21 protein-coding genes are annotated in these 24934 nt (G+C 49.7%); 18 read left to right on the top strand and 3 right to left on the bottom strand.

The window, feature by feature from the left end; all coding sequences use genetic code 11:
* Nucleotides 1-38: 38 nt before the first annotated feature.
* Complete coding sequence (locus tag MHI45_RS03795) at nucleotides 39-353, bottom strand: winged helix-turn-helix transcriptional regulator (protein WP_038593196.1); 315 nt, start codon at nucleotides 351-353, stop codon at nucleotides 39-41.
* 200 nt (nucleotides 354-553) lie between these two features.
* Between MHI45_RS03795 and zwf the strand changes: the two genes are divergently transcribed.
* The 5 genes from zwf (at nucleotide 554) to MHI45_RS03770 (ending at nucleotide 5811) form a co-directional block, all read left to right on the top strand.
* A complete protein-coding gene (gene zwf / locus MHI45_RS03790) occupies nucleotides 554-2092 on the top strand; it encodes a glucose-6-phosphate dehydrogenase (protein WP_076109443.1) in 1539 nt (512 codons plus the stop codon).
* Between the two features lie 71 nt (nucleotides 2093-2163).
* Entirely contained in the window at nucleotides 2164-3057 is an 894-nt protein-coding gene (gene gnd, locus MHI45_RS03785; RefSeq protein WP_038593194.1) for a phosphogluconate dehydrogenase (NAD(+)-dependent, decarboxylating), read from the top strand.
* Between the two features lie 219 nt (nucleotides 3058-3276).
* Nucleotides 3277-4566 (top strand): L-cysteine desulfidase family protein, encoded by a 1290-nt coding sequence (locus MHI45_RS03780; protein WP_076109444.1) that lies wholly within the window; start codon nucleotides 3277-3279, stop codon nucleotides 4564-4566.
* 589 nt (nucleotides 4567-5155) lie between these two features.
* Entirely contained in the window at nucleotides 5156-5473 is a 318-nt protein-coding gene (locus MHI45_RS03775) for a transposase (RefSeq protein ID WP_341118899.1), read from the top strand.
* Between the two features lie 11 nt (nucleotides 5474-5484).
* On the top strand, nucleotides 5485-5811 hold the full coding sequence (locus MHI45_RS03770) for an IS3 family transposase (RefSeq protein ID WP_341118898.1): 327 nt from the start codon (nucleotides 5485-5487) through the stop codon (nucleotides 5809-5811).
* A gap of 181 nt (nucleotides 5812-5992) precedes the next feature.
* Here MHI45_RS03770 and MHI45_RS03765 read toward each other — a convergent pair whose 3' ends face one another.
* Nucleotides 5993-6748, bottom strand: coding sequence for a DeoR/GlpR family DNA-binding transcription regulator (locus MHI45_RS03765; RefSeq protein WP_076109577.1), 756 nt, complete (start codon nucleotides 6746-6748; stop codon nucleotides 5993-5995).
* Nucleotides 6749-7109: 361 nt separating this feature from the next.
* Here MHI45_RS03765 and MHI45_RS03760 point away from each other — a divergent pair, with 361 nt between their 5' ends.
* The 6 genes from MHI45_RS03760 (at nucleotide 7110) to MHI45_RS03735 (ending at nucleotide 14674) form a co-directional block, all read left to right on the top strand.
* Entirely contained in the window at nucleotides 7110-8261 is a 1152-nt protein-coding gene (locus MHI45_RS03760) for an iron-containing alcohol dehydrogenase (RefSeq protein WP_076109447.1), read from the top strand.
* Nucleotides 8262-8287: 26 nt separating this feature from the next.
* Nucleotides 8288-9766, top strand: coding sequence for a rhamnulokinase (gene rhaB, locus MHI45_RS03755; RefSeq protein WP_076109448.1), 1479 nt, complete (start codon nucleotides 8288-8290; stop codon nucleotides 9764-9766).
* A gap of 139 nt (nucleotides 9767-9905) precedes the next feature.
* Nucleotides 9906-11162 (top strand): L-rhamnose isomerase, encoded by a 1257-nt coding sequence (gene rhaA, locus MHI45_RS03750; RefSeq protein ID WP_076109449.1) that lies wholly within the window; start codon nucleotides 9906-9908, stop codon nucleotides 11160-11162.
* A gap of 57 nt (nucleotides 11163-11219) precedes the next feature.
* On the top strand, nucleotides 11220-12065 hold the full coding sequence (gene rhaD / locus MHI45_RS03745) for a rhamnulose-1-phosphate aldolase (RefSeq protein WP_076109450.1): 846 nt from the start codon (nucleotides 11220-11222) through the stop codon (nucleotides 12063-12065).
* A 172-nt stretch (nucleotides 12066-12237) separates the two neighbouring features.
* Entirely contained in the window at nucleotides 12238-13332 is a 1095-nt protein-coding gene (locus MHI45_RS03740) for an NADH:flavin oxidoreductase (protein WP_340897880.1), read from the top strand.
* 151 nt (nucleotides 13333-13483) lie between these two features.
* Nucleotides 13484-14674 carry a beta-ketoacyl-[acyl-carrier-protein] synthase family protein gene (locus MHI45_RS03735; protein WP_076109452.1) on the top strand — a complete coding sequence of 397 codons (1191 nt, stop codon included), beginning with the start codon at nucleotides 13484-13486 and terminating at the stop codon, nucleotides 14672-14674.
* A 12-nt stretch (nucleotides 14675-14686) separates the two neighbouring features.
* Here MHI45_RS03735 and MHI45_RS03730 read toward each other — a convergent pair whose 3' ends face one another.
* Nucleotides 14687-16264 carry an alpha/beta hydrolase gene (locus MHI45_RS03730; protein ID WP_076109453.1) on the bottom strand — a complete coding sequence of 526 codons (1578 nt, stop codon included), beginning with the start codon at nucleotides 16262-16264 and terminating at the stop codon, nucleotides 14687-14689.
* Nucleotides 16265-16734: 470 nt separating this feature from the next.
* Between MHI45_RS03730 and miaB the strand changes: the two genes are divergently transcribed.
* From miaB to MHI45_RS03695, 7 genes are all read left to right on the top strand, one after another.
* Complete coding sequence (miaB, locus tag MHI45_RS03725; RefSeq protein ID WP_083675493.1) at nucleotides 16735-18342, top strand: tRNA (N6-isopentenyl adenosine(37)-C2)-methylthiotransferase MiaB; 1608 nt, start codon at nucleotides 16735-16737, stop codon at nucleotides 18340-18342.
* A gap of 60 nt (nucleotides 18343-18402) precedes the next feature.
* Complete coding sequence (locus tag MHI45_RS03720; RefSeq protein ID WP_341380381.1) at nucleotides 18403-18819, top strand: RicAFT regulatory complex protein RicA family protein; 417 nt, start codon at nucleotides 18403-18405, stop codon at nucleotides 18817-18819.
* Between the two features lie 138 nt (nucleotides 18820-18957).
* Nucleotides 18958-19728 (top strand): NUDIX domain-containing protein, encoded by a 771-nt coding sequence (locus tag MHI45_RS03715; protein WP_038593164.1) that lies wholly within the window; start codon nucleotides 18958-18960, stop codon nucleotides 19726-19728.
* Nucleotides 19729-19889: 161 nt separating this feature from the next.
* Nucleotides 19890-20432, top strand: a complete 543-nt coding sequence (locus MHI45_RS03710; RefSeq protein ID WP_076109454.1) for a cysteine hydrolase family protein — start codon at nucleotides 19890-19892, stop codon at nucleotides 20430-20432.
* Between the two features lie 53 nt (nucleotides 20433-20485).
* Nucleotides 20486-21937 (top strand): nicotinate phosphoribosyltransferase, encoded by a 1452-nt coding sequence (locus tag MHI45_RS03705; RefSeq protein ID WP_076109455.1) that lies wholly within the window; start codon nucleotides 20486-20488, stop codon nucleotides 21935-21937.
* Between the two features lie 319 nt (nucleotides 21938-22256).
* Nucleotides 22257-23486, top strand: a complete 1230-nt coding sequence (locus MHI45_RS03700; RefSeq protein WP_076109456.1) for a glycosyl hydrolase family 8 — start codon at nucleotides 22257-22259, stop codon at nucleotides 23484-23486.
* A gap of 425 nt (nucleotides 23487-23911) precedes the next feature.
* Entirely contained in the window at nucleotides 23912-24922 is a 1011-nt protein-coding gene (locus tag MHI45_RS03695) for a 2-oxoacid:acceptor oxidoreductase family protein (protein WP_076109579.1), read from the top strand.
* Nucleotides 24923-24934 lie beyond the last annotated feature (12 nt).

Raw genomic sequence — 24934 nt, 5'->3', positions numbered from 1 at the left:
CTTGGGTACTCCCTCTTTTTTACGGTAAGGGGCTGGAGCTATAACCATTTCATCGCCCATACCTCCACATGGCAGAGTGCTGCTCCAAGCTCCTGCCCTTTTTCCGTTAACGAATATTCCGTTTTTACGGGGCGGTCCGGGATGACCACACGATTTAGCAACCCGCACTCTTCAAGCTCCTTCAAGCGTTCATTCAGCATTCGTTTGCTTAAATCCGGGATGATGGCATGCAGCTCGCTGAAGCGCTTGGGTCCTTCCATTAAAACGTGGATGATAAGATTAACCCATTTCTTCCCGATGATATGATAGGCATGTTCCACCTTGGCGAGCAACGGTTTGAAATCCTGCTTCATAGCCTTTCCCACCCCTCAAAGTTATTATTAATATCCTCCTTACTATAGCATAGTAAAAAGTTCGTGAAAATAAGTACTTTTCGTAACTGTCAGAATGAGGTTGACGAATACTTTTTGCAGTCGTATGATGGGTGTTATAAAAGTTTGCGAGTAATAATAAGTAACCTCATAAACATTTGACAACAACGGGAGGAATGAAAGTGGAATCATCAACCTTTGTACTTTTTGGCGCCACAGGAGATTTGGCAAAACGTAAAATATACCCTGCATTATATAACTTGTTCGCAGATGGCAAGCTTTCCGGTCCTCTCTCGGTCATTGGTCTCGGCAGAAGAGAGCTCAGTAACGAAACCTTCCAGGCGCAAGTGCTGGATTCGCTGCGCACCTTTTCCCGGCGGAAGGTAGAAGAATCGGCAGAGCTGCAAGATTTCCTGCTGGCTTTTGAATATAGCGTGCTGGACGTTGGACGTCCGGAGGATTATAAGAAATTGCTGGCGCATGTGCAGCGCCGTGAGGAACTGCTGAACATTCCGGAGAACCGGATGTTTTATTTGTCTGTAGGTCCTGAATTTTTCGGGCCGATTGCCGGCAACATTAACACAAGCGGACTAGGTGACACCAAAGGCTGGAAACGCCTGATCATCGAGAAACCGTTCGGCAGAGATTTGAAATCGGCGCGGGCGTTAAATGACAGCCTGAATGCAGCTTTTACAGAAGAGGAAATCTTCCGGATCGACCACTTCCTGGGCAAACCGATGGTCCAGAATCTTGAAGTGCTGAAATATTCGAACCCGGTGCTGAGAGCGTTGTGGCAGAACCGCTATATCGCCAATGTTCAGATTACAGCCGCTGAGACGGTTGGGGTAGAGGAACGGGCAGGTTATTATGACAAAGCCGGCGCTCTGCGCGATATGTTCCAGAACCATATGCTGCAGCTGCTGATGATGATGGCGATGCAGCTTCCCAAGGGCAGTACGCCGGAAGATGTCCGCAGCAAGAAGCGGCATGTGATCCGCTCGGTGCGTCCCTTGCTGAAAGAAGACGTGGCCCGGCATGTGGTCCGTGGACAATATGCCGCAGGTGAAATCCGGGGCAGCAAGGTAGACGGCTATACTTCCGAGCCGGGAATTGAAGCTTCTTCGCAGAATGAGACTTATATCGCGGCCCGCCTTTGGATTGATGATCCATTATGGAGTGAGGTGCCGTTTTATATCCGTACCGGTAAACGGATGAAAGAGAAATCAACAAGAATCGTTATAGAGTTCAAAGAACCGTTTAATGATTTGCATAACAAAAACAGAGGGAAGCTGGAGCTTGATCCTAACCTGCTGGTGATCGAAATCGGTCCCGGCGAAGGTATCTCACTGCAGCTGAACACCAAAAATCCGCGCCAGCACGGGCAGCTGGAGCCGGTCAGCATTAAGCATGAATCCGGTAATCCGGATCTGCCGGAAGCTTACGAGAACCTGATTTACGATGCTTTGCTTGGAGATGCTACTTTCTTTGCCCATTGGGAGGAAGTCGAGCTATCCTGGCAGTGGGTGCAGCCGATTATTGAAGCCACTGAGGAAGGCACTTTGCCGCTTCATTCGTATGCTGCAGGTTCCTACGGACCAGATGCGGCCGATGAGCTGCTTGGAGAGGATCATTGGTGGTTGGATGAAGAGCTCCCTGCGGAGCAGCATGAGCCGAATGATGTTCATGAGACCGATCCTGTGGCCATCCGGCCGGGTGCTTGATTAAGCCCTTTGTAACTACTTGCGAACTTGGTTTTATAAGATCCAATTAATAATTTTCGGAGGGATATCTAATGAAAGTAGGATTAGTCGGTTTAGGAAAAATGGGCTTCAATCTGGGCCAGAACCTGCTGGAGCATGATCATGAAGTTGTAGCGTTTGATGTGAATGCCGCTGCTGTGGAGGAGATGGGTTCTAAAGGTGCGGCTATGGCGAAAAGTCTCGCCGAGCTTGTTAATAAGCTGGAAACCCCGCGGGTTGCCTGGATTATGGTTCCGCATCAGTTTGTCGATTCTGTCATTGCTGAGCTTACACCGCTGCTGTCCAAAGGCGATATCATTATCGAGGCCGGAAATTCACATTACAAGGAATCGATCCGCCGCCATGAGGCGTTGAGCAAGGAGGGGATCTATTTCCTGGATGCAGGAACCTCCGGAGGAATGGAAGGCGCCCGCAATGGCGCTTGTTATATGATTGGCGGAGACGAGGAAGCCTGGGCAGTGGTCGAACCGCTGTTCCGTGATACCTCTGTGGAGAACGGGTATTTGTACGCCGGAAAGTCCGGCAGCGGCCACTTCCTGAAGATGGTGCACAACGGGATTGAATACGGCATGATGGCTGCGATCGGCGAAGGTTTTGAGGTGCTGGAGAAAAGCGGTTATGACTTCAACTTTGAAGAAGTAGCCCGCGTGTGGAACAACGGTTCCGTCATCCGCTCATGGCTGATGGAGCTGATAGAACGCGCCTTCTCCAAAGACGCCAAGCTGGACGAGATCAAAGGGATTATGCACTCCTCGGGTGAGGGCAAATGGACGCTGGAAACGGCATTTGACCTGCAGGCTGCGACACCGGTCATCGCCATGGCGCTGCTGATGCGCTACCGGTCGCTTGAAACCGATACGTTCACCGGCAAGGTGGTCGCCGCATTGCGCAACGAATTCGGCGGCCATGCAGTGGAGAGCAAATAAGAAAAAGTTCTGGAAACACTTAGGATAACAATAGGCAGTAAGACTTAATACCATCGTGGTATTGAGTCTTGCTGCTTTTTTGTAATGCCAAACAGGTTAAACCCGCCAGAGAAATGGCATGAACGGACAATTTCCAGAGAAGAAGGGTCGATCTCTCGGCAATATTCCTGTACTATATAAGAAATGCTCCGACAACAAGAGGAAATGGTGATATCGAACATGGTTAATTTATTGGATGTTTTGAAAAAGGAAGTAGTTCCGGCGGAGGGATGTACGGAGCCGATCGCCGTCGCTTATGCAGTCTCCTTAGCAGCGGAGCTGGTTCAGGAAGAAATCACGTCGATTCAGCTGTTTCTTAGTGGGAATATTATTAAAAATGCTATGGGTGTAGGTATTCCGGGTACCGGACAAAACGGTCTGCCCATTGCAGCTGCCTTGGGGGCGGTGATTCACCGTTCCCATAAGAAGCTAGAGATATTGTCAGGGCTGTCCCAGGCAGAGCTTAGTAAAGCCAACGAGATCATTGACCGGAAGCTGCTTGAAGTGGAGCTGAAAAACACGCCCGAGAAACTGTATATTGAGGCGCGGGTACACAGTGAGAGCCACACAGCTACAGCGATTATTGCCAAAGAGCATACGCATGTGATCTTTCTGGCCAAGGATGGGATCGCACTTGATCTGCCAAAAGACAAGGCGGATTGTGAGGGATCCGAGGAATTGGACCCTGAGGTTTATGCGGTTTCCCTGGACGGGATTTTTGAGTTCGTCCGGACTGTCGATTTCTCCAGCCTTCAGTTTCTTTTGGAAGGTGCGGTAATGAACAAGGCCATCTCCGATGAGGGATTGCGGGGAGATTACGGGCTGCAGGTTGGTAAAAAAATGTTACAGCAATCGGCGGTCAATCTGTTTGGCAATGATGTGGCCAACAAGGTTATCGCTGCTACAGCTGCAGCCTCCGATGCGCGGATGGACGGCAGTGCAATGCCGGTGATGACAACGGCAGGCAGCGGGAATCAGGGTATAGCGTGTACGCTGCCGGTGATTGAGCTCGCCCGGCTCATGAACAAAGACGAGGAGACGCTGGCACGGGCACTGGCCCTCAGCAACCTGATCACCGTCCATGTCAAACATTATATCGGACGTCTGTCCCCGCTATGCGGATCGGGCATCGCAGGCGGAGTAGGGGCCAACAGCGGGATCATCTATCTGATGGGCGGGAGCCTGGAGCAGATTAAGCACGGGATACAGAATACGATAGCCTCATTGTCAGGCATGATCTGCGACGGTGCGAAATCCACCTGCGCGCTGAAAATCTCCACGGCTACTAATGCAGCAATTCAGGCAGCGACACTGGCCATGAACAATATTTCGCCCACCGATAGGGATGGGGTGATTTTTGAAGAGGTGGAAGATACGATCCGCAACATGGAGAGGCTGGTCCAGGAAGGCCTTGCCGCAACGGATACGACAATTCTTAACATCATGCTGTCTAAGGGAGAGGTAATGTAATCAGGCAGATTAGATAGTGAAGCGAGGCTGCTGTCTAACGTTATGGATGCTGCGAATGGTGTGTCTGTTGTGACTGACGTGAAAGGCGTCCGTGACTGACGTGGATTGATGCGACTGACGTGACTGGCGTGGATGATGCGACCAACGTGTCTGATGTGACTGACGTAGATGATGCAATCGACGTGAATTGATGTGACTGATGTGACCGACGTGACTGACGTGAATTGATGCGACTGACGCGACTCATGCGACTATTGTTTAAGCTCAAACGATACAGCATTCTGCGTTGCCCAACCGGCTAACGGACCGTAAAGCCGCTATTCTATAATAATAGGCCGTAATGTCTTTCTTACGGACCGTATAGCCGTTATTCCCGGAAAAAACGGCGAAATGGCGCTGGGAATGAAAAATAACATCTCTGGAGTCCGCTTTGTGACCGGAAACAGGGTATTTTCCGAAATAACGTCACTGGAGTCCGATGCACATTGTATAGAACCGCCGCCATGCACATATTGCGCTGCAATTAGAATAAATAGTGGACACCCGTTAACGGACGGACTGATAATGATAGCAACGGAGGTGTGTTCACATGGGAGAACAAAGACAACGGTATAACGAAGAGTTTAAAAAGCAAACCGTGAAGTTCATTCAAGAACAGACGAAGACCTTAGGTGACTTAGCGGAAGAGCTTAACATCCCGAAAAGTACGCTGCATCAGTGGATGGGTCAATATCGGGAGCTAAAGAATGAACCGGCGGCGAGTATGGACCGGGTATGGGAACTCGAAGCACAGTTGAAAGAGGCGACCCGTCAGCTCCAGGAGAAAGAACTCAAACTTGCCGATACAGAAGAAGAACTGGCGATTGTAAAAAAAGCTGTGCACATCTTCAGCAAACCAAGGAACTAAGATTCCAGTTTATGGAGGACCATCGCTCCGAGTTTCGCTTGGAGAAGATGTGCGACACCCTACACGTTTCAAGGAGCGGTTACTACAAGTGGCGGACGGGAGAAACCAGCACACAGAAACTCCGCAAAGCAGCGATCATGGAGCGAATCCAGTATCATTTTGCCGAGCATAAAAAGCGTTATGGAAGTCCGAAGATCACCCGTCTGCTGCACCAAGAGGGCTATACCGTTACTGAACGCACCGTGAGTGTGTACATGCGGCAAATGAAGCTCCGCTCTGTCGTGTCTAAACCCTACCGTGTACAGACTACCGACTCTAAGCATGAACTATCCCAATAAGAGCAGCCTTTCTCATCCTTAAAGGATGGAAGTGCTGCTCTTATTTTATAGAACACTCCTATTGCTGCCCTGTTATTGCCCCAGTAATATCCTCGTATTGCCCTGGGTTGTCCTTCCATTGCTTTCATACGTTTCCTGTTGCCACAACTATCTTCTGGGCGGCCAGGCTTTCCCGCAGAGTTTAGTACAGCACCTCAACATTCTCCTTCGCGAGCCGCTTGAGCCAGGCTTCTGACGGTTTGCGGTCTGTGATCAGCACGTCGATTCGGTTAAGCTGGACCAGCTGTGTAAAGGCGGTCTTGTCGAATTTGGTATGGTCGGCGAGCAGCACAACCTTTTCGGCCTGGCGCAGCATGTATTTCTTAAGCTCGCACTCCGGTTCGTTGGAATCGGTGATACCGCGTTCCATATCAATACCCTTGCAGCTGATCACGGCAGTATCTACGTTGTACCGCTGGATCGTGTCATGGGCGACAGGACCCACAAGAGAGAGTGAACGGTGGCGCAAGGATCCGCCGGAGGAAATGATATTCATACCGGAGCTGGCGAACTCATGCAAAATATTGATGGAATTCGTAATGACCGTCAGATTGTTTTTGTTGCCCAGCAGTTTGAGGAATTCAAAGGAAGTCGAGCTGGGATCGACCATCAACGTGTCACCGTCATTAATCAGCTCAAGCGCCTTAAGCGCGATGTTGCGTTTGATATCAGTATTGATAGCACCCCGGGTGACAAACGGCAGATCCTCATTAGTATGCCTGTTCAGCATAGCCCCCCCGTAAGTGCGGCTTAAAATGCCGTCCTTTTCCAGCTTCTCCAGATCCCTGCGGATCGTTTCTTCCGTTACTTCAAACATGCGGCTTAAATCAGAGACCAGAACTCTTTTATCCTGATGCACTAAATCTATTATTTTTTTGCGTCTTTCAGCTGCGAGCATCATAATCACCTTTCCGGAGTTAGAACTATTTTATAAATATAGACCTAACGATCTGTGTTTTGCAATAAACTAAGGAGAAACAACATTAATTCTATTATAACCTTCGCGAAACAGACAATAAACAAATAAAAACAACATAATTATTATTTTAAATGTTGACAACAAAGATTCAAGGCGATACGATGAGGATATCATTATTCCTTTGAAAGCGCATGCCTCTTAGAGGAGCGCCAGAGCCGGTCCGCTGCGAATCTTCAGAGACCAGCCTGAAGTGCCACAGCCGAATGAAACCAAGCTTGCAGAGGAAAGAGTGTTAACCTGTAAACGCTGTATATAAATTGCCTGGGAGGCTGGTCAATCAATGAGTACTCATGTTTATTATGTTCCTTCTATCAACATTATGGGAAAAGGCTGTCTGAAGGAAATCGGGCCGTACATTCAAGAGCTGAATTTGCAGAAAGCGCTTGTGGTCACCGATAAGTTTCTGGTCAAAAGCGGAATCGCCGGTAAGCTGCTGGCTGTTTTGGATGAAGCGGGAATTAATTATGTCGTATATGATGAAGTCAAACCTAACCCGACCTGTAAAAATGTCCACGACGGCGTTGATTTTCTGAAGCAGCATGAATGCGACTATCTGGTGTCCATCGGCGGTGGTTCGCCGCAGGATACAGCCAAAGCCATCGGCATCGTTGCTACCAATGGCGGACATATCGCAGAGTACGAAGGCGTACACAAGTCACAGCATAAATCGCTGCCTATTATTGCGGTGAACACTACCGCCGGAACTTCAAGCGAAGTGACGATCAACTATGTCATTACGGATGAGGAACGCAAGGTGAAGATGGTCATGGTGGATAAGAACAGCATTGCCACCATCTCGGTGAATGACCCTGAGCTGATGGTCGACAAGCCGGCCGCGCTTACTGCGGCAACAGGAATGGATGCCCTGACTCATGCTATTGAAGCATTAGTGACGCCAGGAGCTTATCCGGTTACCGATGCAACGGCATTAGCTGCGGTGGAGCTTATATTTGCCAATCTGGCCCGCACGGTGAAAGATGGCCATGATATTGAAGCGCGTGAGCAGATGGTTTACGCAATTTTCCTTGGAGGCTTGGCTTTCAACAATGCCGGACTCGGATATGTGCATGCCATGGCGCATCAGCTTGGCGGAGTATATGATTTGCCGCATGGGGTGTGCAATGCGATGCTGCTGCCATATGTAGAAGAAGAAAACGCCAAATATGTACCGGAGAAATTCAGAAGTATCGCCAAGGCGATCGGCCTGCAGGTGAACGGCAAAAGTGACAAGGAATGCGCCGATTTCGTAATCGAATCAATTAAGGCGCTGTCCAAGGAAGTCGGCATACCGGCCAAATTATCCGAGCTGGGTGTAGATGAGGTCGATCTTGACCTGCTCGCTGAAAATGCGATGAAGGATGCCTGTGCACCAGGAAATCCATTCATTCCTACCAAAGAAGAAGTCATTGCCCTGTTCCGCAAAATCCTCTAGAACATCTTTTAATAAGGAGATTCCCTATGAACAATCATATCGCCGTCGATATCGGCGCCTCCAGCGGGCGGCTAGTGCTCGGAACCATCGTGGACGGGAGTCTCACCCTGGAGGAGATTCACCGCTTCAGCAATGGATTCACCGAGCGCGACGATTCCTGCTTCTGGGATGTGGATTATTTACTGGAGCAAATCATTACCGGGCTGCAAAAAGCAAAAGCAGGGGGTGTGACGAAATGCACCCTCGGGATTGACACGTGGGCGGTAGATTACGTCCTGCTGGATGCTGAGGGAAACCGAATCCAGGAGGTATATGCTTACCGGGACCGCAGAACGGATGGGGTCATGGAAGAGGTGGCGAAGCTCATTTCTCCGGAAGCTGTTTATGCCAAGACGGGGATTCAGCAGTTAACATTTAATACGTTATATCAGCTGTATGTCCATGACCGTGAGGAGCTGGCTAAGGCGGATCAGATTTTGCTGGTGCCCGATTATCTCTACTATAGATTGTGCGGCCGGAAGATCAACGAGGTCACCAATGCTTCGACCACTCAGTTGCTCAATCTCGCAAGCCGTGATTTCGATCCTGAGCTGCTTGCATTGCTTCAGCTTGAAAGAGCGCAGTTCGCCGGGCTGACCGAGCCCGGTGAAGATCTAGGCAGCATCAGTGATTCACTGATGCAGCAGTATGATCTGCCGGAATGCAGGCTCATTTGCGTGGCAACCCATGATACGGCTTCCGCCGTCCTTGGCATCCCGGCGCAAAGCGGGCGATCGTCAGCATATATCAGCAGCGGCACCTGGTCGCTGCTTGGCGCTCAACTGGCTCAGCCGCTTAATAACCGGAGTGCAAGGGAAGCTAACTATACCAATGAATGGGGTGCTTATGGCACCTACCGGTTCCTCAAAAACATTATGGGACTGTGGCTGATCCAGGAGGTGCGCAGGCTGGACGGCAGCCGCTACAGCTTTGCTGAGCTGGCTGAACAGGCCGCTGCTGCTGAAGGATTCCGCAGCCTGATTGCCTGCAATGATCCGTGTTTTTTGAATCCGGACAATATGATAGAAGAAATCCGTCTATTCTGTGCCGAGAGCAGCCAGCCTGTTCCGCAGTCGCCGGGTGAACTGGCACGGTGCATCTTCGACAGTCTGGCGTTGTCCTATCGCAGCTATCTGGAAGAACTCGAAGCGCTTACTGGCACAGCTATTGAAGTGCTGCAAATCGTCGGCGGTGGAGCGAACAACGAGCTGCTGTGCCAGCTGACCGCAGACGTGATCGGCAAGGAGGTCCTTGCAGGACCCACTGAGGCCACCGCACTGGGAAATATTGCGGTGCAGCTGATCCAGTCGGGCAAGGTCGCGGACATCCACGAGGCCAGAACACTGATCGGGCAATCGTTTGAGATCAAATCCTATCTACCCCGGCCTATGCCGCAGCTTGGCGAGCTGCTGGTCCGCTGGGAGGAGCTGAATGCAGCGGAAACGGCTACAAGTGAAGGTGCATAAGTTCCGCTTTGGAAGCGGGTTTTGCCCGAAGTAAACCGATGGAGCAGATGCTCACAAAACTAAGCGTGCTTCCGGAGCAAGTTTTACGCGAAGAATATTCCCGGAAGTATCGCTAACAAAACTTTTAGGAGGATGCGCCATGGATCAGAGCATCATGAACAGCTATAACGAAGCCAAGAAACTGTACGCCGCTCATGGCATTAATGTGGATGAAGTACTGGAGAAGCTGGCACAGATCAAGATTTCACTGCACTGCTGGCAGGGAGATGACGTTAGAGGTTTTCTGTTTAAGGGTAAGGAGCTTAGCGGCGGGATTGCCGTAACCGGAAGTTATCCCGGCCGCGCCGGCACACCAGAGGAGCTGCGTCAGGATTTGGAGAAGGCTTTATCGCTGATTCCGGGCAAGCATAAGGTCAACCTGCATGCGATTTATGCCGACACAGATGAAAAGGTGGATCTGGACGAACTGGAACCGCGCCACTTTGCATCGTGGGTAGACTGGGCCAAGGAGCAGGGGCTTGGACTTGATTTTAATCCGACCTGCTTCTCCCATCCGAATGCGGCAGACGGGTTCACTTTGAGCCATGCAGACGAAGCTATCCGCAGCTTCTGGATAAAGCATTGCAAGGCTTCCCGGCGGATCGCCGAACATTTCGGGCGTGAGCTTGGACAACCCTGCGTCACCAACTTCTGGGTGCCTGACGGTTATAAGGATACCCCGGTGGACCGGCTGGCACCACGGATGCGGCTGAAAGAATCATTGGATGAAGTGTTCAGCGAAGAGATTGATCCACAGTATAATATTGATGCCGTGGAGAGCAAGCTGTTCGGCATCGGCTCGGAGAGTTATGTGGTCGGATCGCATGAATTTTATATGGGTTATGGGCTGACCCGGGGCAAAGCGATTTGCCTCGATGCCGGTCACTTCCATCCGACTGAAGTGATTTCGAATAAGCTGTCCTCCATTCTGATGTTCAGCGAGCAGCTGCTGCTGCATGTCAGCAGACCGGTCCGCTGGGACAGTGACCATGTGGTGACCATGGATGATGAGCTGCTGGAGATTGCCCGGGAGCTGGTCCGCGGAGAGTTGCTGCCTCGCACGAATATCGGTCTGGACTTCTTCGACGGCAGTATCAATCATATTGCGGCATGGGTCATCGGCACACGCAACACGATCAAAGCCTTGCTGCGTGCGATGCTGGAACCAGTAGCGGAGCTGAAGGCAGTTGAACTGGCCGGTGACTACACTTCCCGGCTCGCACTTGCCGAAGAATTTAAGTCCTATCCATTTGGCGCGGTGTGGGATTATTACTGCGCTTCGCAGAATACACCGGTCCGTGAACAATGGCTGGCTGAGGTCAAGAGCTACGAGCAGGAAGTACTGGCGGCAAGATAGGCAACGGTAACCAACACGTGACTATATTAAGCAGTGTATATAAAGGAGAGAAGACATATGAGTACATCCGTAATGAATTCCAAAGGATACATTGCCGGCATCGAGGCGCCATTTATTCAGCAAATGTCGGAGATTACCCATCACATGTGGTCGCTCGGCTGGGATGAGCTGAACGGCGGCAACGTCAGCTACTTGCTGGAAGAGGAAGAGGTAGCTAAATACATTAACCTACGGGAGCCGCTGCGGACGATTAATCTGACCTTCCCGGTCACTGAGCTGGCCGGCAAATATTTCATCGTCACCGGCTCCGGCAAATATTTCCGGAATGTGATCAAAGACCCGGAAGCCAATCTTGGGGTGCTGCGTGTCACGGATAGCGGCGAGAGTGTAGAAGTGCTCTGGGGTCTGCGCAACGACGCCGTGCCGACGAGCGAGCTGGCTTCCCATTTCATGAGCCATATTGAGCGCCTGAAGGTGGACCCCAACCACCGGATCGTACTGCATACCCACGCTACCAATATCATTGCCATGACCTTCACGCATGATCTGGATGAACTGAAATTCACCAAAGCCTTATGGGAAATGTGCACCGAATGTCTGGTGGTTTTCCCAGACGGCGTAGGTGTTATTCCTTGGATCGTTCCCGGCAGCAGTGAAATCGGCCGCGCCACAGCCGATAAAATGAAGGAATACCGGGTAGTTATCTGGCCGCAGCATGGCATTTTTGTGACCGGCGGCACGATGGATGCTACCTTTGGTCTGGTGGAAACGATTGAGAAAGCGGCGATTGTCTATAACCTGATCGGTAGCAGAGAAATCAAACAGAAAATTACCGACCGCCAGCTGGCGGATCTGGCGGCGGCTTTCCATGTTACACCCAAAGCCGGCATCCTGGAGTTATAAAATACATTTCATAGCGAAAGGCAACCGGACATGGGCAGATTATCTGCCTTTGTCCGGTTTTTTGCGCAGCAGCGGCTGTCCTGAAGATCTGATGCCAGAATTTGCATTTGCCTTCAACTAGCGTCATAATATCCTTACTTAAAGTAATTATATTATTAAATGGAGGTAGTATATGAATACTGATAAATTGTTTACACCTTTTCAGGTTGGAACGCTTTCACTTCAAAACCGGATCGTAATGGCGCCAATGACCCGGGCATATTCACCGAACGGGGTAGCAACTGAAGCAGTTGCCGAGTATTACCGCAAACGGGCAGAGGGTGGAGTGGGCCTGATTGTAACCGAAGGCACAGCGATCAACCATCCGTCAGCTGTCAGTCATCCGAACATCCCGAATATTCACGGGGAAGCTGCTTTGGCAGGCTGGGCTAAGGTTGTGGAAGAAGTTCACGCCGCCGGCGGCAAAATCATTCCGCAGCTCTGGCATGTCGGCATGGCCCGCAACATTGGCGAGCTGCCGAATGCCGAAGCGCTGCCGATTGGTCCATCCGGGCTGAATTTGGCCGGCCAGCAGATTACAGAGCCGATGACGCAGCAGGAGATCGACGGTATCATCGCTGCTTTTGCCCAGGCGGCCGTAGACGCCAAGCGGATCGGTTTTGACGGCATTGAGCTGCATGGGGCACATGGTTATCTGATCGACCAGTTCTTCTGGGAGAAGACCAATCAGCGCACCGATCAATATGGTGGTGACCTTGAAGCGCGGACTACCTTTGCTGTCGAGGTTATTGATGCCTGCCGCCGTGCGGTTGGACCGGATTTCCCGATTGTGCTGCGCTTCTCGCAATGGAAGAGCGGGGATTATTCTGCCAAGCTTGCCCAAACACCGGAAGAGCTGTCCCGTTTCCTGACACCGCTCAGCAATGCCGGAGTCGATATCTTCCACTGCTCCACACGCCGCTTCTGGCTGCCGGAGTTCGAAGGCTCCGAGCTGAATCTGGCCGGTTGGACGAAGAAAATCACCGGCAAACCAACCATCACGGTAGGTTCTGTGGGTCTCAACAGCGAGTTCACCAGTGCGGTGAAGGAGAAGAATGAGGAAGATAACATCGAACGCCTGCTGGAGAAGCTGGAACAAGCGGAATTTGATCTGGTGGCGGTCGGCAGAGCGCTGATCAGTGATCCACAGTGGCCGGCCAAAGTGCAAAGCGGCAGAATGGATGAGATCATTCCGTTTACGTCCGAGTCCACAAAGACACTGAACTGAACGGCAGCCGGTTAACTTTAGGAGGAAGGCAATCATGAGCAAAGAGGGCTTCAACCGCATGGGAGAGTTTTGGACGGAGCATCCAAAACGCGCAGGTGGGAGAAGTCCTCTTTGTTTTTTTCATTAATTATCAGGAAAAGGGTGGGGAACGATGAATAAGCGAATAGCAATTACCGGTTTTGGCGTGAAGGTTCCTAACGGAGAGAACAACAACGATTTGTTGGATCATCTGATCAGCGGCGAGTATGATTTCACGGCCAGAAATGATATTACACCGAATCAGGAGCCTTTATGGGTCGGTGAAGTTCTTGGTGATTTGGGGACGCTGGAGGATAAGCAGTACCGGGTTCTGCCGAGAATCTCCAAGCTGGCCATTAGTACAAGCGCCGAAGCACTAGCGATGGCTGGACTAGATCTGACGGACCCTGGGAATAAGACGGGGGTGTTCTTTGGGACCACCATGGGCGGTACAACTCCGCTGGAGGATATGGTCCATTACGCATCTGCCGGCAAGTTCAGAGAAATGCCTGTTTACTGCTGCGGGTTGGTGCATTATCACAGTCTGGCTTCCTCCATCTCCAGCTTTTTTCATCTGACAGGAATCTCGAAGACGGTAACGACCGGCTGCACTGCCGGACTTGAAGCGCTGGAGGACGCCATGCTGTACCTGCAAAGTGGGAAGATAAACACCGCGATTGTAGGTGCAGCGGATAGCAGCAACAATAAAGTGACGGTGTACGGGTTCGGAAAAATAAGAGCGCTGCCATTCAATCAGGAAATCTGGAACTCCGGCTCGCCGTTCAACAAAAAAAGCAAAGGCTTTATACTGTCGGAGGGGGCTGCCAGCCTGATTCTGGAAACCGAAGAACATGCGCTTAGCCGCAATGCAACTATTTATGGCTATGTAGACGCCGTGTCTACGAATAATGACGCTGAATCGGTGAATGGCCAGGACAAAACCGGAAGGAATATGAAGCAGGCGGTAAATGATGTGCTGGGCAACAGAAGACCTGACTATTTTAACAGCCAGGCCTTGGGTTACGACGCTAATGACAGAATCGAGGATATAGTCTCCAGGGATATCTTTCAGCATGAAGTACCGCTGACTTCGATCAAAGGGCTGATCGGCCATCCGTTCAGCGTCAGCGGCCTGGCGCAGATTATTGCCTCCTTGCTCGGCTTTCAGCATCATTTTATTCCCGGAACCATCCGGACAGATCAACATGGCTATGAGCATCTTCCATTAATCACAAAGACTCTCCCGAAAGCCACATCCGAAGTGCTGATTACAAGTCATGGATACGGAGGCAACAATGCCTGTGTCTATTTGACGAAGCAATGATGATTTAACAATTTACATACTTTTGGTGTGCTGCAGTTGTTCCGCCTTGAGCCGCCATTTCTTCGCTTCATGTTTTTGCTGATTTTGTTCATACAGGTTAGCAATTTGCTCGTAGGCATCGAACTCTTCCGCATTAAATAAAAGTACATATTTTAAAAACGCTATAGCCGCAGTGAACTTGCCTTGAGACGCGAGATAATCTGATTGCTGATGGGCAAGTGTAACCAGTTGAATCTCCATTTTGGTTCTCAGGTGCAGGTTCCATTCCTGGTTTAGATTTCTGAATAGGTCAGGCTGGATCTGCGCAAAAACAGAATGAATCAGTGGTTCCTTCAGTTCAGGATTAGTTTCTTCATTAGCCCGGTTAATCTCCGCCAGCAGAGTCAGCACATCGGAGTCCACAGCAGTCTGCAGTGAAATTTGCTGTTTATCGCTGTAGATCAGCTTCGTGACCTCATTGTTCAGCAGCTGTTTCAGATGGGTGAGGCATACCCGAAGCTGACCTCTGGCTTTGACAAGATCCATATCCCGCCATAATTCTTCACAGAGCCGGTCTCTGGTGACGACGGGATTCAGCAGCAAATAAATCAGCAAATCCTTGGCGCTTCTCCTTCCCCAGCCGCTAATAATCGGTATATCATCTACGGCAACCGTAAATCTGTTGAGTAAACTGATCTTCAATTGTACGGATGGGGCGTTATCGGCCGGATTATTGTTAACCATGTCCAGAAATTCGGAATGCAAATTCAACAGCAAAGGGTCCAAAGGAGCCCTGTTTATCCACTTACTCTTCAGAAAGACTTCAATTTGTTTAAAGGTTTCCTCCGGCTGATCATAAAAAACCATGTTGGATGCATTGTATAAGGTCATAAACCGGCAATTCGGATTGGCGGATGCAATCAGGCTGGACAGATAGGGCGGATACATCGGGTCCTGTTCCCCAGTCAACATTAATGTCGGATGAGTATGCTGTTTGAATAGATCCATAATCTCGTTATGTGCATAAGCAAAGAAATCCAGCAGTTCCAGATAAACGTCAAAGGTGACTTTGGCAAAAGCGCTGTACAGCGCGTCCGTTTCAGCGCTATGGCGCGGATAAAGGGTCGCGTTAGGAATCACGTGGTCAGCAAGCGCCAGCATGGATTGATAAGTCATCAGCTTTTTGCGGTAATCCTTATATTTATTGGCTGTCCCCGACGAATTGAACAAGGGAAGCGACAAAAGAACAGTGCTTCTTACTCGATCCGGATACGCTTTGGCAAAATACAGGGCGATAATGCTTCCTGCCCCATGGGCGATGATATGGAAGGTTTGTATCTGGAGATCATCCAGCAGCATTCGTAAATTTTCGACAAATAATGCGGCCAGTTTATCAAGGGTAGTCTTGGAGCTTCCGCTTAATCCATGACCCCGGAGATCATATCTTACAATATGGTAGTTATCAGTCATATATGGAACCATAAAGTCCCAGCTTCTCAGATCAAAACCCAGACCATGGATAAGTACCAAGGTTTCTGTGCGGTCACTGGTGTTTTTTGCCGTCTCGTATTCATAATGGACATCAATGTCATCCCTTGAAATATAAGCCATTACTGTACCCCTCTACGTTGCGTTATATTATGATTATATCTGAAAAATATATAATATTTTATCGTAATATGTGGTTTTTTGTAGAAATGTGTAACGTATGTGTAGCGGTGCTTTGCTAAACTTGGAACAAGCAATACTTTTCAGGGGAGATGATGTGCAGCTATGAAGATGTTTTACTGTATTTGCGTCAAGGATTCCAAGTTCGATTTGGTCTATTTACGGATGTATATCCGCAGATAATAAATGTACAAAATAATAATTTTAGACGAACCTTCTTACTTATTAAAGTAGGAGGGTTTATTAGTATGTAGAATTCTAATTGTATCAGGGGATTTAATTTATTCTACCAGATTGCCTTTTAAAATTGTAAAACTTGGATTGCATTTTATCCTTATGCTATAATTTTTTATTAGCAAGAATAAAATTCTAGAGTTTATTTTACAAAGCTTCAATATAAAGGACGTGGAATAATGACAATGGGGAATAACTCACCGGACTTAAAATTCGGCAAGGGTGGTTCGAAAGATTACTCGAAGTATTTTGATTTTTCTGATGCCAAAGTCATCAGTGAAGAAGAAGGTAAAACTACGTATAGAATCAAAGGACGTACCGTACAGATCAATTCCAACCCGGACTACAAAGAGGGCAAGCGCAGGGGCAAGCAGGAAATAGAAGTTATAAACTTTCAAGATACCGATACAAATCAGGCCATGGAGCAGTTCCGGGAGATAAACCGCCACAAACAGCATTATTATTTCATCGCCACCTACGGCTGCCAGATGAACGAGCATGATACGGAAACGATGAAAGGCATGCTGGAGCAAATGGGTTATCTCGCTGCCGAAGACCGCAATGAGGCTGATATTATTCTGCTGAATACTTGTGCGATCCGCGAGAATGCCGAAGATAAGGTGTTCGGGGAGCTGGGCCATCTCAAGACGCTGAAGCTCGAGAAGCCGGGTCTGCTGCTTGGGGTCTGTGGCTGCATGTCGCAGGAGGAAGGCGTGGTTAACCGCATCATGTCCAAATATGGCTTCGTTGACATGATCTTTGGCACGCACAATATCCACCGGCTGCCGCAGCTTGTTAAGGAAGCGGTTTATAGCAAGGAGCTTGTTGTTGAAGTCTGGTCCAAGGAAGGCGACATCATCGAGAACCTGCCGAAGAAACGGGAGGGGATGCGTGCCTGGGTGAATATTATGTACGGCTGTGATAAGTTCTGCACCTACTGCATCGTACCGTTTACGCGGGGCAAGGAGCGCAGCCGCCGTCCGGAGGATGTCATCGCCGAGGTTCGGGAGCTGGCCCGTCAGGGCTTTAAGGAAGTAACTCTGCTGGGGCAGAATGTGAATGCATACGGCAAGGATTTTACAGATTTGGATTATACATTCGGTGACCTCATGGACGATATGCGCAAGATCGACATTCCACGTATCCGCTTCATGACTTCGCATCCCCGCGATTTTGACGATAGATTGATTGAAGTACTGGGAAAAGGCGGAAATCTCGCAGAGCATATTCATCTGCCGGTACAGTCCGGAAGTACTGCCGTTCTGAAGAAAATGAGCCGCAAATACACACGTGAGGCTTACCTGGAGCTTGTCCGCAAGATTAAGGCCAGTGTGCCGGCTGCCGTGCTGACGACGGATATCATCGTGGGATTCCCCGGCGAAACCGAGGAACAGTTCGAAGAAACACTGTCGCTGGTGCGTGAAGTAGGATATGATATGGCTTATACCTTCATTTATTCACCGCGCGAGGGTACGCCTGCAGCTGCGATGGAGGATAATGTACCCGCCGAGGTGAAGAGTGAGCGCCTGCAGCGGCTGAATGACCTCATTAAAGAGCAGAGCCGGATGAGCAATGACCGGATGCTGGGCGAACTGGTCGAGGTGCTGGTGGAAGGGGAGAGCAAGAATAACGCTCAAGTGCTTTCAGGCCGTTCCAGCGCCAACAAACTGGTGCATTTTGAAGGTTCGAAGGATCTCATCGGCAGTTTGGTGCAAGTCAGAATTACCGATACGAAAACATGGTACATTAAAGGGGATTGCGTGGCGGAAGCCGCGGCTGTTCTCTAATTATAGAGGGATGGAGCGATGTCAGTGAGCCAGGAAGAACCGCGTTTGAACGAATACGGCATGCCGACCTACAATACCCGCGATCTGATCGTGCGCGAGGATATTATGGGCAAAGCCAAGGAGCTCGCTTCACTCATTTCGACCAGCGAAGAGGTGCAGCATTTCCAGCAGGCCGAGCAAAAGATTCTAAATCATGAACGGGTGCAGGGACTGATCGCCACGATCAAGAAGAAGCAGAAGGAGATAGTAGCCTTTGAGAGCTTCAAGAATAAAGAGATGGTGGCCAAGATTGAACGTGAAATTGAAGTGCTGCAGGATGAAATTGACGGCATTCCGGTCGTGAACGAATTTCAGCAGAGTCAGAGCGATATTAACTATCTCCTGCAGCTCGTTATTTCTGTAATCAGAGACACCGTGTCGGAAAAAATCAATGTGGAAGCCGGCACTGAAGCGCCTCCGTCCACATGCGGCGATTAAATAAATTTCGGGGGGCGGATGCAGATCCGTCCCTTTTTTCAGGTAGGACATCATAATTAATTGATTTTAGAAGTTCAGGTTTGGTACATTAAAAGATACGAACAGTAAAATTAAAGCTGCGGCAAAGGATGATCTAGAGTGAGCGAGAACGCGGAACAAAACTATAACGCCAAAAAGTACCGTACACCGGACGGAGTTCCGGCCGACATTGTCATGTTTACCTTGACCAAACGGGAACGGAAGACGGTCACGAAGACGCTTCCGCTGCGCGAACTGAAAGTCATGCTGATCCGTCGGAAGAAATGGCCTTGCGAGGGCATGTGGGCCTTGCCGGGTGGCTTCTGCCAGGAAGATGAATCTATATATGATGCAGCCACACGTGAACTGAAGGAAGAAACCGGTGTGGACGGCGGACATTTGGAATACCTTGGTGTCTACAGTACACCAGGCCGGGATCCGCGCGGCTGGATTATCAGCCATGCCTTTTTCGCACTGGTGGAGGAGTGGATGCTGGAGCAGAGACAAGCCTCCGATGACGCGGGTGAGGTAGGGCTGTTTACGCTGCAGGAAGCGCTCGAAGAGCTGGAGCTGGCTTTTGACCACCGTGATATTATTAACGACGCCTATCTGCGGATTCAGCAGCAAATGCTGCAGACGACGATAGCCAGACAATTTTTACCGCGGCATTTTACGCTGAGCGAGTTGTACCAGGTCATTCAGACGGTAGTGCCGGAATTTAAGGAACCGAACTTTATCCGCAAAATTACGTCAACCCGCAGCCGGCAGGGTATATTAAAGGAAGTAAGCGATGAAGCAGGCAATCCGCTCAGCTCCAACCAATACTCCCAACGCCCTGCCCAGCTCTATATGTTTACGGACCACGAGCCATTATTATCAATTTATACTTAAAGCAGATACTTACAAAACCAGACGGATGCTTTCGAAGCAGTTTTGTACGAAGCTATTCAATGGAGTTGATGCTCACAAAACTTAGCGTATGCTTTCGAAGCAGTTTTGTACGAAGTTATTCAATGGAGTAGATGCTCACAAAACTTTTAGGAGGTCACTAAATGAAGGCATTGATCGTGATCGATTTCACCAATGATTTTATTGACGGCAGCCTGCCTGTTGGACAACCCGGCATAGAGATTGCGCCCAGAGTGAGCCAGTTGACGGAGCAATTTGTGAAGAGTGGCGATTTCGTGGTGATGGCGGTAGATTTACATGAAGCCAATGATCCTTATCATCCGGAGAGCAAACTGTTTCCACCGCATAATCTGCGCGGCAGCCGGGGGCGTGAGCTGTATGGGGAGCTGCATAACGTATATGAAGCCAACCAGAAAGACATCTATTGGATGGACAAAACCCGTTACAGTGCCTTTAGCGGCACCGATTTGGAGCTGAAACTGCGTGAACGCGGGATTGCCGAGCTTCATCTGATAGGGGTATGTACAGATATTTGTGTGCTGCATACTGCTGTGGATGCATATAACAAAGGTTTTGAAATCATCATACACGAAGACGCTGTGGCGAGCTTCAATGCCGATGGGCATGTCTGGGCGCTGGGCCATTTCCGGGGCAGCCTCGGAGCAAAAGTGGTTACCGTAAAATAGAGAAAACTATAGCACCTGCAGATGCAGCAGTGAAGATATTAGGAGATGAGGATTTGAGGAGAGAGCTTGCTCTACATACGGACAAATATCAGATTAATATGATGTACGCCCACTGGGTAAATGGAAGCCATAAACGCAAGGCTGTATTCGAAGCCTATTTCCGCAAGCTTCCCTTCGGGAACGGCTTTGCTGTGTTCGCAGGCCTGGAGCGGATCGCTCAGTACATCAGTGAACTGCGTTTCACTGAGGAAGACATCCGTTACTTGTCCGAGCAGGAGGAGAATTATGCGCCTGCTTTTCTGGAGGAGCTGCTGCAGTTTCATTTCCAGGGCAGCATCCATTCCATGAAGGAAGGAGCGCTTGTCTTTCCCGATGAGCCGCTGATCCGTGTGGAAGGAACCATCATGGAGGCTCAGCTTGTGGAGACAGCCATCCTGAACTTCATGAACTATCAGACACTGATCGCCACCAAAGCTTCCCGTATCAAGCAGGTGGCGCCGGATGATATTCTGCTGGAGTTCGGCACGCGGCGTGCTCAGGAAGCCGACGCGGCGGTGTGGGGAGCGCGTGCGGCTTATATCGGCGGCTTCCATGCCACCTCCAATATGCTGGCCGGCAAAATGTTCGGCATACCCACGAAGGGCACACATGCCCATTCCTGGGTACAGAGCTTCGCCAGCGAGCAGGAGGCGTTTGATGCCTATGCCAAGGTGCTGCCGGATGGTGTTACGCTGCTGGTGGATACATTTGACACGCTGCGCAGCGGTGTGCCGCATGCGATTAACACTGCGAAGAAGCTGGAGGCAGAGGGTAAACGTATGAACGCCATCCGGCTCGACAGCGGAGACTTGGCCTATTTGTCACGCCAGGCACGTAAGATGCTTGATGAAGCCGGACTGCAGTATGTCAAGATCGTCGCTTCCAATGATCTCGATGAGAACACGATCATGAACTTGAAGTCGCAGGGAGCTGCCATAGATACCTGGGGAGTGGGAACGCAGCTGATTACGGCATCCGATCAGCCTTCCCTCGGCGGAGTGTACAAGCTGGTGGAGATTGAGTCCCCTTCCGGTGAAATGGTACCGACGATCAAAATCTCCTCCAACCCCGAGAAAGTATCTACGCCGGGCAAGAAGGAAGTGTTCCGGATTGTCGGCACCAATGGTAAGGCGCTGGCCGATTATATCAGCTTCCCTGAAGAAACTGGCCCGCGCAGCGGTGCCCGGCTGAAGCTGTTTAATCCGCTGCATCCATATATGAAGAAGCATGTGGACCGTTACGAGGCGCTGCCGATGCTGGAGCCAATCTACGTCAATGGTTTCCAGGTTTATAAATTACCGGAGCTTGATGAGATCCGCCGCTACCATCAGGAGCAGCTCGACCTGTTCTGGCCTGAGTATCTGCGCATACTCAATCCTGAGGTGTACCGCGTGAATCTCAGCGAGCAGGTGTGGGACCGCAAGCAGCAGCTGATCGCTGAGCATATGCAGCAGGATATCGAGTAGAAGAGGCTTTTTAAATAGAATGTGATGGACGAGCTGTCCCCTGCAGGCAATCTGCGGATGGGGGCAGCTTTTTAATTTGGTATCCAAGACACAATACTGATTGACAGAAAATAACAGGGGTTATATATTAAAGATGTTCTTACTTTCATGACGAATTCAGGAAACTGAATTATCTTTTTTGTTGTGAAAGTTAAAGCGCTTTAACTTTCATTGCTGTTGCCGGAAAGGTTCATGGATTTATTTGAGAGGGGGGAGCTCTGGTTTCGCCGGTTTATTTTCGCAATTGATTCTTATTCTACTATTGAGGAGTGAATCATTTATGAAAAGACAAGGCAAGCATAAACTTGGCTGGAAAAGCTTCTTGTTACTCTGTCTGGCGCTATTTATCCTGCCGGCTGGTTCCGCATTTGCTGCTGTAAACAAACCGTTCCCTCAGCATACGACTTATACGAGCGGCACAATCAAGCCTAACCATGTCACACAGACAAGTATGGACAACTCGGTAAAAACAAAATGGAATGCCTGGAAAGCGGCTTATCTGAAACCGGCAGGCACAGGCAAATATTACGTAAAATATAATTCGGCTGGCGAAACTGTATCCGAAGCCCATGGCTACGGAATGCTGTTCACGGTACTTATGGGTGGTTATGACAGCAACGCACAGACTTATTTTGACGGACTGTATAATTATTACACCGCACACCCCAGTTCTCTAAATCCTTACCTGATGTCATGGAAGCAGAACAGCAGCTTTGAGAATATCGAGGGGGAAGATTCAGCTACGGATGGTGATATGGATATCGCCTACTCGCTCCTGCTCGCAGACAAACAGTGGGGCAGCAGCGGCACAGTTAACTATCTGCAGGCAGCCAATCATATTATAAATGCAATTATGGACGATGAAATCAATCAGACGCAGTGGACCATCCGTCTCGGCGATTGGGCGAACAGCGGCTCTTACAATACCGCTACCCGGCCATCGGACTTTATGCTGAGTCATTTAAAGGCATTTCAAGCGGCAACCGGAGATAACCGCTGGCAAAATGTTACAGATAAAACCTATACGATCATCAACAGCCTGTATACAGGCTATAGCTCTACCACCGGTTTGCTGCCCGACTTCGTGGTCTACTCTGGAGGGGGCTACAAACCGGCGCCAGCCAACTTCCTTGAGGATGCGAACGACGGGCACTATAACTATAATTCCTGTCGTACCCCATGGCGGATTACAACCGATTACCTGATCTCGGGAGACAACCGAGCCTTGTCCCAGCTTAACCAGCTGAATAGCTGGATCAAGACTAAAGTCAGCAATACGCCGGGCAATATTAAGGATGGCTACAAGCTCAATGGGACTACCTTCGGAAGCTATAACAGCGGTGCTTTTTATGCTCCGTTCGGGGTAAGTGCCATGACCTCTTCGGCTAACCAGAGCTGGCTGAATTCACTTTGGAGCCATACGGCAGGCAGCGCAGCGGAAGATTACTATGAAGACAGCATCAAGCTGTTCTCGATGATTGTGATGTCAGGTAACTGGTGGACTTACTAAACCTTTGAGAATTACAGCAATCCTGGCCCATCTCCGGATGGGCTTTTGCAATTTTCAGACGCGTTTTTCGCTGGGGAGAGTATGCTAACTGTGATATTTATCATGATTAATGTGATAAATTTAACATCTTAATTTTTAATTTTATTGCTAAATTAAGGGTGACCTTGTATCCACGAAAACCTTGGGAAACACGGATTTTTCACACAATTTTCACATATTGTTGCTTGTATGGCAGATTACCTTCTATTAAAGTAACGCCGCTCTGTCGCGTATAAAGAAATCATCTAAAATCCATAAATAAATGTGATTCCCAAAGCGTGGAAAATGCAAGATATGTCACTTCGCGACTTGCAAAATCAAGTTACAATCGTTGAAAAAGTCAAAAGGATGTTATTCTACTTGACACTAAGGAAGGGGTTATGTCGGTGGTACAATTACCAAAATTGAACGATCTCGGTTTCTTTGAGATTCGTCTGGAGTCCATTGGAGGGCTGGGAGCGAATCTGGCCGGTAAGATGCTCGCAGAAGCGGGTGTAATGGGCGCAGGTCTGAACGGCGTCAGTTTTTCGTCTTACGGCTCGGAGAAGAAGGGGTCAGCAGTAAAGGCCCATATCCGTTTCTGTGATTTGGACACACATATCCGCGATACTTCGCCGGTTGAGCGTCCACACGTCGTTGGGGTTTTCCATGAAGCACTGGCCAAAACCGTCAATGTGACCAGCGGCATTTATGAGCACAGTACCGTTCTTGTGAATTCGGCCAAGACGCCGGAGGAGCTGAAAGAGCTGCTCAAGATGAAGGCAGGCACGATTGCGGTGATCGATGCGACAAGCATTGCCCTGAAAGAAAAGAACCGGGTCAATATGGCAATGCTGGGTGCATTGTTCCGGCTTTGTCCTTTCCTGGATACCGAAACCATGAAGGGCGTAATTGAGAAATCTCTTGGCAAAAAATATCCGCAAGCTGTACAATCGGCGATTACCACCTTTGAACGGGGCTTCAATGAAGTGAAGTTTATGGACTTCGAGCTGCCGGAGGGCGAAAGCATGCCGGAATATGTACGTTCCGACATTTCAGCGCTGGGCTATGAGACCCAGCCGATGGGGGGAACCATCATTAATCCGGGCAGCAGCTTCCTCAAGAATCTGAGTATTTCCCGTTCCGGAATGATTCCTGCATATGAGAATGAATCCTGTATCCACTGTGCACAGTGTGATACCGTTTGCCCCGATCAGTGTTTTGTCTGGGAAGAACGGCTCGACCGCAAAGGCCGCTCGCAAATGTTCCTGCTGGGCATTGACTATCAATATTGCAAGGGCTGCCTGAAATGTGTAGGCGCCTGTCCGACCTCTGCGCTGTCCATTCTGCGTGAGAAGGAAGGCTATGCGGACAGTCATACGGTGCACCATCAATTCGATCTTATATCGCAGTCTTAATCTTCTGAAGAA

This window comes from Paenibacillus sp. FSL H3-0321 (assembly GCF_038002865.1).
In the GTDB taxonomy this organism is placed as follows: Bacteria; Bacillota; Bacilli; order Paenibacillales; family Paenibacillaceae; genus Paenibacillus_AQ.
Note: the sequence above shows the minus strand (reverse complement) of the source record. Positions and strands in the feature narration are given on the sequence as shown.